Here is a 14,562-nt window from a genome sequence, read left to right as displayed (position 1 = left end):
GCCAGGTAGAGAAACTAGAAAGCACAGCTACCGAGCCTGAGGAGACCATCGATGACCGCACTGATTCTGCTTGCGCACGGTTCGCGGCACCCCGAGACCAAACCGGTGCTCGAAGACGTGGTCGCGCTCGTGCGCGAGAAGATGCCGCTCACCCGCCTGGATGCGCCCTCTCAGATTCGCCTCGCCTGGCTGGACCTCGACGAGCCCTCGCTGGATACCGTCTGTGCCGAGCTCGCCGCTGCCGGCGAGACTCAGGCGCTGGCCGTACCGCTGCTGTTCACCGATGCGTTCCACTCGCGAGTCGACGTTCCCGAGCAGGTTCGACTCTGCGATCGTCACGGTATTGACATCACAGTGGCTGAAGGACTCGGGCTTGGCGACGGCACGAAGCGCGCCGTCGTAAAGCGAATCATCGAAGCGGCGGAAAATGCGTCTTTTTCCTGGCCGGTTGATGCGCTGGTGATGGGGGTCGGCTCCTCTGATGAGGGTGCCAATGCGGCGGTGCACCAGTTTGCGGCAAATCTCGACGGGATGCTGCCGGGACATGTGAGTGCGGCATTCGTGGTCGGTCCTGAGAAAATCAAGGGAGCCGATGCTGTGGCTGCGGCACAGGAGCGCGCGGCCAAGCGCGGTCGCGGACTCGTGGTGGTGCCGCTGTTTACCGCGCCGGGCCTACTGTGGGATCGAGTCATCGATGCTGGCGCTGCCGCCGGTGCCGGCCAGGTGGCTTTTGGTGAGCCATTGGCCGAGCTGTTGGCGCCGATTGTGTGCTGCCGCTGGGACTCGCGCGCCGCGTACGTGGACGTGCAGGTAGTGGCGTAGCCGGCGCTTTTTCCGCCCTAGTTACTGGCCGTTACTGGCCCTTGGAGTGGGTGACCATCTCATCCCACTCGACGTACTTCTTGCGTTCTCGTCCCTCGGCCTCGCCGGCGGCGCGTTCGGCAGCATCGAGCTTGTGCCAGCCGTCCCAGTCCAGGTAGTCGATGCCCTTGGACTCCAGCAGTTCGTTGACAGCGGACAGCTCCGGCTTCGACGGGGTGAATTTCTTTCCCTCTGCGGTATCGGCCAGCAGATTGGCTACGGCCTCGTTGGCATCGCCCTTGGTATTACCAATCAGGCCGACCGGTCCGCGGCGAACCCAACCGGTGGTGTAGAGGCCAGTGATGGCCTCGGCTGCTTCATCCTCGGTGTTGTCGGATTCGATGACTCGACCACCGAGGTTGGAAATGACATTCTTCACGTTGTCGAACGGGATGCCCGGCAGCGCATCGGAGCGGTAGCCCACGGCGGAGTAGACAGCGCCGACCTTCCAGTCGGCGGTTTCGCCGGTCGGCCGCAGCCCGCCAGCACCGTCGTATTCCATGCGCTGAGTGCGCAAGCCTGTCACATGCTGCTGGCCGTCGGCCCCCTCCTCGCTGAGGATTTCCACTGGCGACTCGAAGAAGTGAATGTAGAGCTTGTGCGGTGCGTTCTTCGGCTCACGGATGGCGTAGTTCTCCAGGATGGTGCAGACCTGGTCGGTGATCTTGGAGTTGCGACGCATAATCTCGGATGCGGAGTCGTAATCAATATCGCGCGGATCGACAACGACCTCGACGTTCGGTGAGTAGTCGAGTTCCTTGAGCTCCAGCGGAGTGAACTTTGCCTGTGCTGGGCCACGGCGGCCAAAGACGTGGACTTCCTTGGCCTTATTGGTCTTCAGAACCTCGTAGACATTGTCGGGTATCTCTGTGACGTGCAGTTCCTCGCCGGTCTTCGCCAGGATTCGGGAGACATCCAGCGCGACGTTGCCGACGCCGACGACGGCCACGGACTCCGCCGAGAGATCCCAGGTGCGCTCAAAGAGCGGGTTGCCGTCGTAGAAGCCTACGAATTCGCCTGCGCCGAAGTGCTCTGGCAGGTCCGCTCCCGGCGTTGGTAGTGCGCGGTCGCCGACGGCACCGGTGGCGAAGATGACGGCGTCGTAATGCTCCTTTAATTCGTCGAGCGTGATGTCCTTGCCGAACTCAACGTTGGAAAATAGGCGCAGCTCCGGCTTTTCCATCACGCGGTGCAAGGCCATAATGATGCCTTTGATGCGTGGGTGGTCGGGGGCGACGCCGTAGCGGATTAGACCGAATGGAGCCGGCATCTTTTCAAATAGATCGACTTCAACGTCAGTACTGGATTTCATCAGTGCATCGGAAGCATAAACACCGGCCGGGCCAGAGCCAATTACGGCAACGCGGAGCGGGCGATTCATGAAGTGGGTCCTTCTTTCTCTAATGCTTTACGACGGCCACGAGGCCGCAGCGTAAGTAGCTGCCAGCAGTGACCTCGTGGGGAAAGGAGTTATTGGTGAGCTATCGGTTTATTCGACATTCCCAATGGTAGCGCCCCCAATCGTAGCGATAACTTACGAAAAATCGAGAGGCGAGCATCACATCATCGGTGAGATGCTTTTGAAGGCATACAAAACTAAATGTGACCTTAGTCACGTCCAGTGTGGGAATTTGGGCTAGTTCACTAGAAAAACCGCATAAAAGCCGCGATTATGCGGGAAAATTGTTGGAATCTGTGGGGAAAAGTGTGGCTACCAGGGGTAACCAAAGAGGTTTGAGTCCGCCGTGAGATGTAAGGTGACTCACAATAAGATGAAAATAATGATTTGGGACTCAGCAGGATTAGACTCAGCGGGATTAGAAGCTCAGCATGATTTTGAGCCTCCGGCAGTCCAATGGCTCGATCCAAGTCAATGTTTAAATAAGTCAACGATTAAGCGCAGTGCGAGAAAGGAACGTCGGTGAGCGATAAGAACGCCCAAGCGTCCACCAACAACTCCGCAGTCCTGATTACTTCAGTGGACCGCGCAGACGATCTGCAAGATGTCATTACGGCATTGTCTGAGGCACTGGGTGGGGCACGTTGCCTCCACACTGTCGGTGGGGCGCACGGCGCCACCGTGGATCAGGTTGTTGTGGATCCGGAATCCGCGCTTGACACCATCGTCAGTGCTGTTGAGGCTGACCGCGCTGCTAACGAGGGGGCGGCTGTTCTGACCGGCTCCGGCAACCTCGATTTTGACTTCCGCATTGCCACTGTCGCCGGTGCCGGTGTCATCGTTGTCGCTGGTGGCGAGGGCTGCCACACAGAGGCCGCGAAGGCTCGCGTTCGTTTGGCGCTCAGCAGTGCAGCTCAGCGTCACAGCGAGGTACTCGCTGTTGTCCTCACAGGGGAGGAGGCAGCCGAGGTTGCTAGGACTCTCGAGCTCGACGTTCCCGTTGTTGCCGTTGACGATGCCGAGGAGCTGCGCAAGGTCGTAAGCCGCGAGGTCACCGCAGTGATGACTCCACAGCGTTTCCAGTGGTGGCTGTTGCAGCGCGCTAAGGCTGATAAGCGCCACATTGTGCTGCCGGAGGGGGACGATGACCGCATTCTTGAGGTCGCTGATTACCTCCTGCGCGAGGACATCTGTGAGCTCACTATCCTCGGCGCCCCGGATGCGATGAAGGCACGCGCCGCCGAACTGGGTTTTGACATCGACGCCGCCCATCTCTGGAACCCGCAGACCTCCGAATATGTTGAGCGGTTCGCGGAACAGTTCGCAGAGATGCGCAAGGCCAAGGGGGTCACGCTGGAGCAGGCCCGTGAGACGATGCAGGACATCTCCTACTTCGCGACGATGATGATTCACAACGGGCTTGTCGACGGCATGGTGTCCGGTGCAGCCCACACAACTGCGCACACCATTCGTCCGTCCTTGCAAATCATTAAGACCAAGCCGTCGGCTTCCACGGTGTCGTCACTGTTCCTCATGGTTATGGACAACTCGCTGTGGGGTTTTGCGGACTGTGCGGTGCTGCCGAAGCCGGCTCCGGAACAGCTGGGTGAAATCGCGGTAGTATCCGCCGAGACTGCAGCTTCCTTCGGTATCGACGCCCGCGTCGCCATGCTGAGCTACTCCACTGGAGCATCCGGCACAGGTGAGGATGTTGACCGTGTGAAGGCGGGTCTGGCCAAGGCCAAGGAGCTGGCTCCGGACCTCGCTGTCGATGGTCCGCTGCAGTTTGACGCCGCTATTGACCCGTCTGTGGCTGCGAAGAAGATGCCGGATTCCTCCGTTGCGGGTAAGGCAACTGTTTTCGTGTTCCCGGATCTGGACGCCGGTAACATCGGTTACAAGATTGCCCAGCGCTGTGGTGGTGCATTGGCAATCGGCCCGATTCTGCAGGGCTTGAACAAGCCGGTCAACGACCTTTCCCGTGGCGCCACGGTGCCGGACATCATCAACACGGTTGCAATTACCGCTATTCAGGCTGGAGGAAACTAATTATTATGTCCCGTCACGTACTTGTTTTGAACTCCGGTTCCTCCTCTATCAAGTTTCAGCTGGTAGATCCGGAGAAGGACTCAACGCAGCCGCCGTATGTCTCCGGTCTGGTGGAGCGCATTGGTGAAGAAGACGGCATTATTAATCTGAAGTTCTCCGGACAGAAGATTGAAATCACCGAGCCTATCGCTGACCACGCCAGTGGCCTTGACCGCGCGTTCGAGCTGATGGATGAGCACGGTGTTGGTCCGGAGTCGGTGGATATTGCCGCCGTCGGTCACCGCGTCGTTCACGGTGGTCGCCTGTTCTCTGGACCGGAGCTGATTACCGACGAGATCGTCGGCATGATCCGTGACCTTATTCCGCTGGCGCCGCTGCACAACCCGGCCAATATCGTAGGCATTGAAGAGTCTCGCAAGCTGCTTCCGGACGTGCCGCACGTCGCCGTCTTCGACACTGGTTTCTTCCACACCATGCCGCCAGCTGCTGCTCTGTACCCGCTCAATGCAGAGGTCGCATCGAAGTTTGATATCCGTCGTTACGGCTTCCACGGCACCTCGCATGAGTTTGTTTCCAAGCAGGTGCCGGAACTTCTGAATAAGCCGGCAGAGGAAATCAACCAGATTACGCTGCACCTGGGTAATGGTGCGTCGTGTGCGGCTATCCGAGGTGGCCAGGCGGTGGATACCTCGATGGGGCTGACCCCGCTGGCTGGTCTGATGATGGGTACCCGTACCGGTGACATTGACCCGGGCGTCATCTTCCACCTCTACCGCAACGGCATGAGCATCGACGAGATTGACAATCTGTGCAACCGCCAGTCCGGTCTGAAGGGTGTCTCCGGTGTCAATGACTTCCGAGTCCTGCAGGAGCGCATGGATGACCACGACCCGGATGCTTGGGCTGCATACCAGATGTACGTCCACCAGCTGCGTCGCTACATTGGCTCCTACATGCTGATTCTCGGTCGCCTCGATGCCATCACCTTCACCGCAGGTGTCGGTGAGAACCATGTCGGTATCCGCCGTGATTCTATGGCTGAGCTTGAGAACTTCGGTATCAAGATTGATGACGAGCTCAACTCCCAGCCGAATGACGGCCCGCGTCTGATTTCGGCGGAGGACTCGAAGGTCAAGGTCTTCGTGGTGCCGACCAACGAGGAACTGGCCATTGCCCGCTACGCAATGAGCTTCGTCGAGTAGGTTTTTGGACGGGGCCCTGGCGAGTAGGCAGGGCCCCGTAACCCCGTAATCGATGGCTGCCGGATATCTCACCTGTTGAATCCGCAGCTGTGACTCAACAAAAATGAGCTCGCTCCCACTGCCTTCCAAACTGGAAGAACCTAGTGGGGCGAGCTCATTTTTCACCGCCGGGGAGACTGCGCCTATGCCTCAACAGGCTCAGTCACCCGGTCATCGTTTCAACGCATCAGCGCAGCTAACTACCAGATGTAGACGCCGTCGCCGACCTGCAGGGTATCGAAGTACTTCACAGCATCATCGTGGTTCAGGTGGATGCAGCCGTGGGACATCTGATTAACAGAGCCCTCGTGGAAGGCCTCGCCGTCGTTGGTGAAGTACACAGAGAACGGCATCGGGCCGTTGTAAGGAACCGACCACTCATCGCGGACCTTGCGGGTAACGCTCAGGTGGCCACGGGTGGTTTCGTAACCCGGCATACCGGAGGACATTGGCACCGGACCGTAGGTGATGTTGCCATTTTCCTGCAGCCAGGTCTTCTGGTTAGCCAGGTCAACGCATGCGCGGGCGCTCGGCGGGCACGGGTTGTTTGGCTCTGGGCGTGGTTCAGGGCGTGGCTTCTGCTCTGGCTGTGGAGCGGGGGCAGGCGCCGGCTCAGGCTGCGACGGCTCGTCCTGGCCCCCCAGCAAACCGAAAACCTCGTTGACGACGCGGGTGGCTTCGGCCTTCTGCGCAGCTGGCAACGGCAGGCTGTCGATGGCGTTCAGCAGCTGAGTTTTGACCTTGTCCGCAACCTGCTTGTTGTTTTCAGCGAACTTGAAGTTTTCATTAATCAGAGCGACGACCGAATCCGGCAGCTTCACCGAAGAGGAATCCAGTACCTCAGAGAGCTCAGGAGCAAGGTCGGCCGAATTCAGAGTCGAGATCTCCGGCAGCTTGAGGTCCCGAACACTCTGGCTGAGCGACTGCAAATCTGGGGAAACCGGCAGGGCAACGGCAGTGCCGACCCCAATACCAAAGGCGGTGGTGAGGGCTGCAGCGCTGATAATGACGCGCTTAGCGCTGCGGAGAGAGGATTTCGAAGAGGCAAACATGAAGGATATCTTAAACCACGAAAGGCAATTCTCTCTTAATTCACCAATTCTGGGGTGGCGCTCACGTCCACAACAGCATGTTTGACCAGGTTCGGTAAGGAGCTGTTAGAGAGCTAACGCCAAGTCCGTGGCCGGATGAGATTTGCGATATCCACCAAGTTGTAGCGGTGTCGCGGAAACTGCGAAGAGCGTGCCAGCATCCGTAAGTCTTTTTCCAATCCTTCGCGCAGGCCGGCCACGGTAAAGGGTGCATCGAAAAGTCCATTGGAGCTAGCCGCATGGTCGAGGTTCGAGCTGCGTAACCAGTTCAGCGCGGACACCATCACGGCGATGCGCAGCTGTGGCATGCGGGGTTCATTCGTCGGTAGCTCCACCAGCCGACGCGCAGCACGGCGAATTCTCGATTCGGTCAGCTCGGAGGGCATCCCGGAGGTGAGCATTAAGATCGTCGTCAAACGTGCCATGCGATGGTGGCGGGAGTTACCAGGAACGCGGTCAAGCTGGGAGATAGCCATTTCGTGTTGGCGCTCGGAGGCCAGTTGACGAGCTAGCCCGAAGGCGGAGGATACCGTCGTCGGGTTTGCCGCCCACACGACGGCGTAGAGACGCAGGGTGTTGAAGCGAATCGTCTGAGGCGACAGAGACTCGCTGGCCCAGGCGGGGGAGAAGATTTCGGGCGTATCGGCAGCGACATTATCCAGCGCGCTGCTCAAGTTCGCGGCGGCGCGGGCGACAGCGGGCTCGAGGAGAGATGCGTTGGCGATGCCCAAGCGCTGTTGAATCAACTCGAGAGTCGCTGCCAGCGCCAACTTCGGGGCGGGCTCGCCGGGGAGCATTGTCAGCACGTGGTGGAACGAGGCGAGGGCATCGTTGAATTGGTCGAGAAGCAAATAAGTCACGCCTTCGTACCAGTGATAACGCCAATCGCGCTGCAAGCGTTCAGAGACATCGCAGAGGCTGTCGCGGGCCTCATCAATTAATCCGAGATCCAGTTTCGCACGCACGATGCCCAGCGGAATTTCCATCGAAGAGCCATACTCGGGTTCGGACAGGGCATTGGTCAGTGTTTCGATTAGCTCGTTGGGCTCCGTAAACGACGAGGCACTCAAGATGCGCGCACCCGGATCCGTCGGGTTAATCAGTGGCACAGGCAGCGCGAAGGTCACTTCTTGCGGAGTGATTTCCACGCCGCGGGTGATGCCGTCGACAAGCTGGTCGGTGCGGAACACCAGGTGCTTGGTGCCGTACGTGGAACGCTGCGGCGAGAAATTCGACACCGCCTGCGGGAACTGCACGCCGTCGCGCACCGCCAGAATTTCGCGCAATACGCCGATAAGCTGCACACTCATCTCTTCGGCAGAACCGAAGCGAGCCTCCGGGTTCTCGTGGCAAGCGCGCAGTAGAAAGCGGTAGAGCGAGTAGAAACGGCGGAATAGAGGCTCTTCGACAGGTGAGGGTAGCCCCGGATCGTAGACGCCGTTGGTCGCCGGCAACTTCAAAATCAGCGAGGCCAGCGTGCGGCCGACTGTGTAGATATCACTGGCAATCGTCGGTCCCGTTGTGGCAATCTCCGGTGCTTGAAAACCGGGCGTGCCGTAGATATGGCCGTAGGCGCCGATACCGGTGACCGCACCAACGTCGATAAGCGTGACGTGGTCTTCGCTGAGCAGCACGTTGTCCGGCTTCAAATCGTTGTAGACAACGCCGCGCGAGTGCAGGTAATCCAGCGCGGGGAGCAGCTCCAGGATGTAGCCAATCGCCAGGTCACAGGGCATGACGCCGTCTGGGTAGCTCCGTCGCTGCTTGCGTAATGACGGGCCGCCGACGTACTCCATCACAATGAAGCCGGTGGCGCTGTTGGCGTCCGTCTCATCGATGAAGTTGATGATCTTCACAATTCCCGGATGCGAGATTTCCGCGAGGAACTCGCGTTCCGCCTGGACTACGGCGAAATCCTTCTCGTTTTTCGCTGCCATCATGCCCTTGAGCACGACCCAGCGATCTGAGACGTTGTGGTCAATCGCCAGATAAATCCAGCCGAGACCGCCGTGGGCAATCGGCCCCACAATCTCGTACTGATCCGCCACGGTATCGCCGGCTTTCAGGCTCGGCGCCGGCTTATTCGTCGCCCGAATCTTCTCATCACTCATTACTGCATCGCGCGGATCCTGCGTTGTGATGTACGGCAGGTGCACCATGCCGTCGGCGACGGTGCGCCCGCGATGTGCATTCGATCGCCTCCGGCGGAAGTCCTCCAACGCTTTCCGGTGCGAGGCCATCGACGGATCTGGTGTCTGGGTGCCGGGGTGGGTCGTCACGCTTGACGACGAGCCCCCACGCCCCAACAATTCGGCGATATCGAACTCTTCGTCATCGTCATCATCGTCCGCAAAAGGGTCGAAGGCGACAGCGGCAGTGCCGGGCTCTTGTTCGTCGTCTTCATCGGCGAATGGGTCGAAGGCGACGGCCTGAGTGGCAGCTGCCTCGACCTCTGCCTCTGCGTGAGCATCCTCCTGGGGCTCTGGCGTGTACTGGAGATGCTGGGCTTGCTGGGCTTGCTCGGAGTACTGGTTTTCGTCGCTCATCGGTTATCCACCTCGCCTTCTGGAGCAGCTTCCGGTGTGGGGGAGATTCCAAGTATGTCTTCGTCGTCGCCGTACTGCGGCGATGGCTGTGCACCGCTTGGCAGGAAGGGACCGAACCAGGTGTCGTAGAGGGACTGCCAGGTGCCATCGCTCGCCATACGCTCCAGGGTCGCGTTGATTTGGCGGACTAGGCCTGGGTTCCCCTTGGAGACACCGGCCGCGTAGCTTTCCTCGTTCAAGCCCCGCTGGACAATAGCAGTGGCCGGATCTTGGTCGTTGATACCAGCGAGGATGGTGTCATCGGCAACGACGATCTCTGCCTGGCTGTTTTGAAGTGAAATGAGGCAATCCGACCAGTTACCGACTAACAGCAGCGTATTGTTCGGCGAGAGCCGTCTAATCAAATCCTCGGTAGTGGATCCCCGGGAAACGCAGATGCGACCGTCCTCGACGTCCTCGGGGGAAGCATCGCCACCCGGCGAAGAGACTAGAACTCCAGCTCGTGCTGTTAAATACGGTGCGGAGAACAGCACCCTTTCGCGCCGGGCATCGGTGACCGTCATAGTGCGCAAAACGACATCGACGGTGCCGTCTTCAAGTGCGGCGGTGCGTTCGTTGCTGTCGACGAACCGAAACTCGACAGCATCGGGATTGTCAAAGATGTCCCGGGCGATCTCCTGTGCCAGGGATACTTCAAACCCCGAGAGCTCTCCGGTGCTGAAGTCGCGGAAGCTGAGCAGGTTCAATGATTGGTCAACACCAACGATGATGCGACCGCGTTGGTAAATCTCCGGGATTCGCTCTTCCGGCGTTTTGTCATCGGGGGCGAGTGTGGACAAATCTGGCGTGTTGGCTTCTGCTGCAGGCTTCCTCGAGGAGGCTTTGTCGTAGAACGCGCCCGGTGGCAGGGGGAAGTCGCCGGTGGCCTCCAGGATTGTGCGAGAGTAGGGATCGTCGGCAAGCGAATCGGTCGCGCAGGCACTGACGGTGAGGCCGGCGACGGCGAGTGCACCGAGGACAGCCCTGCGCCGCCAACCGGCGAGACTGCGGAGCGATGGGGAGAACGGAACGATCATAGGTACTCCAGAAGCCGGTGTCGGAAGCCGAAAACGACCAGGACTGCCGCGATGACGGTCAGCGTAACCGTGGCCAGGGACAGTGCCGCGATAGCGCGACGGGATTGGTCGAGGTTCTCACGGGCGGTCAAGCGGGACTCGGCGATGGAATTCTGTAGCGACTCATCGACCTGGTTGAACGCGGTCGCTGACGAGCTAGCATTATCCACATCGGTCGCGATACGAACTGCACCGGCGTAGTCGCCTGAACCCAAGTGCTCCATCATCAGGTTGTGGCCGGACTCCCAGCTGTAGATACCGTGGATGGCGGCTCTGACATCGTCGTCCGGCGCGTTGGCGTCCACTCTTTCCAGCTCGCCGACCAGGGTGCGCACCGACTGCGAGAAAGACTCCGCATCCGCGGGTTGACGGCGCACTAAGCCGAGAGTTTCGCTGGCGCGTAGCTGCTGGGCATCAATGCGCACTTCGGTTAGGGCATGAACGTCCGGGCGCTGCTCTCCGAAGAGAGAGTTGGGCTGCCACGGTTGAGTGGTGGCAATTCCCACGCCGACAAGCGCGATGGCCATCAGCATGGTTGCACCAAACAGGCCGACGTTGAATAGTCGACCGGTGCGGCGAGTCAGCCACCACTGTGTGATTAGCAGCATCAAAATTGCCGCTGCCAGGCCTGACATCGGGAAAAGAGGTGGCTTCGATAGTTCGCGCTGCTCCTCATTAGTGGTGGTACTGGTGCGTTCGTAGAGCGATTTTGCAGCTGGCAGAATCTGGACCTGCATCAAGTTTGAGGCAGAGGCGAGGTACGCGACACTGACGGGATTGCCCTGACGCGCATTCGCGCGAGCTGTCTCGACCATGCCGGTGTAGACCGGCAACAGTCGCTGTACAGTCGCGATATCTTTCATCTCTGGATCATCGACGTTTTCAATGCCCGTAGCTGCGCGGGTAGCGGACATGGATGCTTGTGCGATGACATCGTCGAAGTTGCTGACCAAGTCCTGGCTGCTGTTGAGCGTGCCGCGGGAAAAAGCGGTGTTGGCCGACGCGTCGGCAATCGTCAGCGAGGCATAGAGATTCTGCGAGGCATTGGCCATCGGCTCGCTCAGCTGCGAAATGCGGGTGAGCTGCTGCTGGCGTTGCGAGGTCGTTTGCCACATGGATAGGCCGGCGGCCAGGATAGCGACGATGAGGATGAGGGCGACTATGGTCAATCGGCCCGGCGACGTTATCAAAAATGATGCTGACCGGCGCACATACGTGGCAGACGGGCCGAGCTTGTCATAGAGGCGCTCACCGAGAAAACGTGTCAATCTCCGGTTGCGCGGGCCAATTTCCAGGGCATCCACGCGCAAGTCTGTATCGCGCGGAGAGTCTGCTAGGGCTGTTGGGGTTGCGGCCGTTGCTGGGGCATTAGCCGAGGACTCTGTAGTTTCCAGAGCAGTTGATGGTGCCGCACTCTCGGGAGCCGGGGTGGCGGCGGGAGTATCTTTCGATTCCTTTGCCGCCTGAGCCGCAGTGTGCGTGTCTAAGCTTTCGCCACCGGGAGTGGTACGACCGCTGAAACGAGTTCGGCGTGGAGCGCGATTCTTGCGGTGGAATGGGTTTCGGCTTTTGTCGTGGGCGCGGGAATGAGGCGCACTTGAAGTGGTTTCACCCATGTGCACGTGTCCTTCCGACATGACCGAAGTCGCCTGCGACAATCTCTCCGCTCAGAGCAACGCTAGTTCCCTGCAAATCTTAGTCGCTCGGGCTTGTGACGGAAAACACAAGGGTATCTGGCGTAGGGTGGAGACATGCTTCAGGATGGAAATGGTTGGGCAGCCGGCCCCAACGGTACGCGCTGCTGGGGACGCTTCGGAGCTGCAGGGCTGCTGATTGTGAGCCCTCAGCGCACTGTGCTTATGCAGTATCGGGCTGACTGGACATCGTTCCCCCTAACGTGGGGTGTTCCTGGTGGGGCTTGTGATTCTCATGAGACTCCTGAGGCGACTGCGCTGCGTGAAACGGCTGAGGAAACTGGGCTGCTTGAGCATCAGCTTCGCATCCTCGACACGCAGGTCACCACCGGCCCCTTCCCGGCCGATCCAGACCGCCCCGAGCTCGCCGGCGGCTGGAAGTACCACACGGTCTACGCACTAGCTGCCGAAGAGCTGGAGACAAATCCGAACGACGAGTCCCTGGAGCTGCGCTGGATTCCGCTTGACGACGTCGACAGCCTCAATCTGCTGCCGCCTTTCGCGGAATCGTGGCCCCGGGTGCGCGCGCACCTCGAGAAACTGCTGGAGGCCCTTGACTAGGTGTCGACTTCGCACCTACCGGCGCACCCCCTGCGTTGACTACTTGGAGTCGGCAACTGCTGCTGCGCCAGCAGCCAGCGCGGTGACGGTCAGGACGGACGGCCATGCGCCAATCTTCTTAGCCAGCGGGTGTGAGAGGCCGAAAGCGCCGAGGTAGGCGGCAATCAGGCCAGTGGCTCCCAGGGCGCCGGTCTTTGCGTTCCAGGTGCGTGCCGCGTATGCGCCGGCGGCACCCAAGATGACGCCACCGAGCGGGCGAATGCCTGTTTCGCGAGCGGTGAGCCAGCCGCCAATGAGGCCGGTAGCCACCAATGGAGCGGTCTTTACGTCTTTTGCCTTCTTCAAAGTAATAGCCATGAGCATCATCGTACCTAGTAAGAAGGGCTTAGCGGCGTGCTTTTAGAACGGCTCCTGGCGACGCTGGTGCTCCTCAACATAGCTTTCCGAGTGCTCCGCCAGCTTCAGCAGCGAAGGCAGTGCCTTAATTAGCGCACGAACGTCCTTTTGCGACATCGTCCGCACAATTTCGTACACCAGCGCACCCCAGTGGTCGATAAGCTGCTCCAACAGGGTCTCGCCATCGCTGGAGACATAGAGGTTCTGTGCACGGCGATCTTTTGCATTGTTCTCGCGTTCAATCAGCCCGTTGTCGAGTAGACGGCGAACTGTTGCCGAAACGTTGGACGGGCGCAGGAAGCGCAGGCGCGCAATGTCGGATACGCCGCAGCCCGGGTGGGTCGAAATAAAGTGCAGTACTTCCATTTCCGACTGGGAAATGTCCATCCTGGCATTCGGGCGCTCACCGAGGCGGCGAGTCGACGCAAGGAAGTCATACAGGCCGATGGAAATCTTCTGCACGCTTTCGCGCAGGGATTCATCGGACTCAGTCGAGTCATCCGCGGTGAGGAAGCCGCTCGCTGGCTCCGGGGTGGTGGTGCGCTGAGGGGAGCGTGCAGAAGTCATGATCTTCCTTCCCGACGTAATGAATTGATGTTCTGAATAAACACCTTATATCGTCGAAATAACTTTCTGTGGTGAAAATTTGTAGATTGAACAAAAAGTTAGGCGCATAAGTCTTGTGCGGGTGCTTTATCGCCCATTTCTGCCCCTGATTTTAGGGGCTGGCAGCAAGGACTCCGCTTTACGACGGCCCCAGCGACACCCCCTGTAGGAGCTATGCTTACGCGCTTTTCTGCCGCGTTTATCTACACTTCGTAATCCACAATCACCGGAGCATGGTCGGATGCGCCTTTGCCCTGACGCTCTTCGATGTCGATGAATCCGGCGGACGCCTTTGTCGCGAGGGCGGGGGAGGCGAGCTGGAAGTCGATGCGCATGCCCTCATCCTTGAAAAAGCGGCCAGCTTTGTAATCCCAGTAGGTCCACTGGTTTGGGGTGAATTGGCGAGTCACTTCCTTCATGCCCGCCTGCTCCAGCGCATAGAAGGCTGCGCGTTCAGGTGGTGTGACATGTGTTTTCCCCGTGAAGGCCGCCATTGACCAGACATCGCCGTCGGTCGGGGCGATGTTGAAGTCGCCGCCCATCATGAAGGTGGCCTCTGGGTCGTCGTCAAGCGTGGCGATGATGTGCTGACGGAGCCGCTCCAAAAATTCGAGCTTGTACTCGAAGTGCGGGTCGGTGATGTCTCGGCCGTTCGGGATGTAGAGACTGTGGACGCGCACGCCACCGCAGGTAGCGGCGATATGGCGGGCTTCCAACGAGGGAGTTGCGTCGGGATCCTTGTTGAAACCGGGCTGACCGGGGAACCCTGCCTGGATGTCCTCAAGGCCGACGCGGGAGATGATGGCAACGCCATTCCACTGATTCAGGCCGTGGTGGGCGACTTGGTATCCCAGCTCTTCAAAAGTAGCGGTGGGGAATTGGTCGTCTTTGCACTTGGTTTCCTGGACGGCCAGGACATCAATGTCATTTCGGCGCAGCATTTCCACCATTCGGTCGAGGCGAGTTCGGGCCGAATTGACGTTCCAGACACAGATTCGCATAT

The 14,562-nt window shown here is 59.5% G+C and carries 12 protein-coding genes; 4 read left to right on the top strand and 8 right to left on the bottom strand.

Annotated elements, in window-relative coordinates; genetic code table 11:
* Window positions 1-51: 51 nt before the first annotated feature.
* Window positions 52-822, top strand: coding sequence for a sirohydrochlorin chelatase (locus tag CORAM0001_RS03850; RefSeq protein ID WP_005510096.1), 771 nt, complete (start codon window positions 52-54; stop codon window positions 820-822).
* 31 nt (window positions 823-853) lie between these two features.
* On the opposite strand, the gene CORAM0001_RS03845 is transcribed toward CORAM0001_RS03850, so the two are convergent.
* The gene (locus CORAM0001_RS03845; protein ID WP_005510178.1) at window positions 854-2,242 is read right to left on the bottom strand and encodes an FAD-dependent oxidoreductase; all 1,389 of its coding nucleotides are present in this window, start codon (window positions 2,240-2,242) and stop codon (window positions 854-856) included.
* A 540-nt stretch (window positions 2,243-2,782) separates the two neighbouring features.
* On the opposite strand from CORAM0001_RS03845, the gene pta reads away from it, so the two are divergent.
* Both pta and CORAM0001_RS03835 read left to right on the top strand, forming a co-directional pair.
* Window positions 2,783-4,309 (top strand): phosphate acetyltransferase, encoded by a 1,527-nt coding sequence (pta, locus tag CORAM0001_RS03840; protein WP_005510140.1) that lies wholly within the window; start codon window positions 2,783-2,785, stop codon window positions 4,307-4,309.
* Between the two features lie 5 nt (window positions 4,310-4,314).
* Complete coding sequence (locus tag CORAM0001_RS03835; RefSeq protein WP_005510264.1) at window positions 4,315-5,511, top strand: acetate kinase; 1,197 nt, start codon at window positions 4,315-4,317, stop codon at window positions 5,509-5,511.
* A gap of 239 nt (window positions 5,512-5,750) precedes the next feature.
* Here the strand turns inward: CORAM0001_RS03835 and CORAM0001_RS03830 are convergent, their stop codons facing one another.
* The 4 genes from CORAM0001_RS03830 to CORAM0001_RS03815 all read right to left on the bottom strand — a co-directional run bounded on the left by CORAM0001_RS03830 (window position 5,751) and on the right by CORAM0001_RS03815 (window position 11,918).
* Window positions 5,751-6,602, bottom strand: coding sequence for a L,D-transpeptidase (locus CORAM0001_RS03830; protein ID WP_005510240.1), 852 nt, complete (start codon window positions 6,600-6,602; stop codon window positions 5,751-5,753).
* Window positions 6,603-6,715: 113 nt separating this feature from the next.
* Window positions 6,716-9,187: a serine/threonine protein kinase gene (locus tag CORAM0001_RS03825; protein WP_005510134.1), complete on the bottom strand. Its 2,472-nt coding sequence runs from the start codon at window positions 9,185-9,187 to the stop codon at window positions 6,716-6,718.
* Window positions 9,184-10,263, bottom strand: coding sequence for a glutamate ABC transporter substrate-binding protein (locus tag CORAM0001_RS03820; RefSeq protein WP_005510235.1), 1,080 nt, complete (start codon window positions 10,261-10,263; stop codon window positions 9,184-9,186). Before CORAM0001_RS03820 ends, CORAM0001_RS03825 begins: the two co-directional genes overlap by 4 nt.
* The gene (locus CORAM0001_RS03815) at window positions 10,260-11,918 is read right to left on the bottom strand and encodes a hypothetical protein (protein ID WP_005510110.1); all 1,659 of its coding nucleotides are present in this window, start codon (window positions 11,916-11,918) and stop codon (window positions 10,260-10,262) included. The genes CORAM0001_RS03820 and CORAM0001_RS03815 overlap by 4 nt, the downstream gene beginning before the upstream one ends.
* A gap of 135 nt (window positions 11,919-12,053) precedes the next feature.
* Here CORAM0001_RS03815 and CORAM0001_RS03810 point away from each other — a divergent pair, with 135 nt between their 5' ends.
* Window positions 12,054-12,557 (top strand): NUDIX hydrolase, encoded by a 504-nt coding sequence (locus tag CORAM0001_RS03810; RefSeq protein ID WP_005510247.1) that lies wholly within the window; start codon window positions 12,054-12,056, stop codon window positions 12,555-12,557.
* Window positions 12,558-12,596: 39 nt separating this feature from the next.
* Here the strand turns inward: CORAM0001_RS03810 and CORAM0001_RS03805 are convergent, their stop codons facing one another.
* The 3 genes from CORAM0001_RS03805 to CORAM0001_RS03795 form a co-directional block, all read right to left on the bottom strand.
* Window positions 12,597-12,914, bottom strand: coding sequence for a hypothetical protein (locus CORAM0001_RS03805; protein WP_208854627.1), 318 nt, complete (start codon window positions 12,912-12,914; stop codon window positions 12,597-12,599).
* Between the two features lie 42 nt (window positions 12,915-12,956).
* On the bottom strand, window positions 12,957-13,520 hold the full coding sequence (locus tag CORAM0001_RS03800) for a MarR family winged helix-turn-helix transcriptional regulator (protein WP_005510117.1): 564 nt from the start codon (window positions 13,518-13,520) through the stop codon (window positions 12,957-12,959).
* A 242-nt stretch (window positions 13,521-13,762) separates the two neighbouring features.
* Complete coding sequence (locus CORAM0001_RS03795) at window positions 13,763-14,560, bottom strand: exodeoxyribonuclease III (protein WP_005510081.1); 798 nt, start codon at window positions 14,558-14,560, stop codon at window positions 13,763-13,765.
* Between the last annotated feature and the right edge of the window lie 2 nt (window positions 14,561-14,562).

The organism is Corynebacterium amycolatum SK46, assembly GCF_000173655.1.
Classification (GTDB): domain Bacteria; phylum Actinomycetota; class Actinomycetes; order Mycobacteriales; family Mycobacteriaceae; genus Corynebacterium; species Corynebacterium amycolatum_A.
This window is presented reverse-complemented; position numbering and strand designations above follow the sequence as displayed.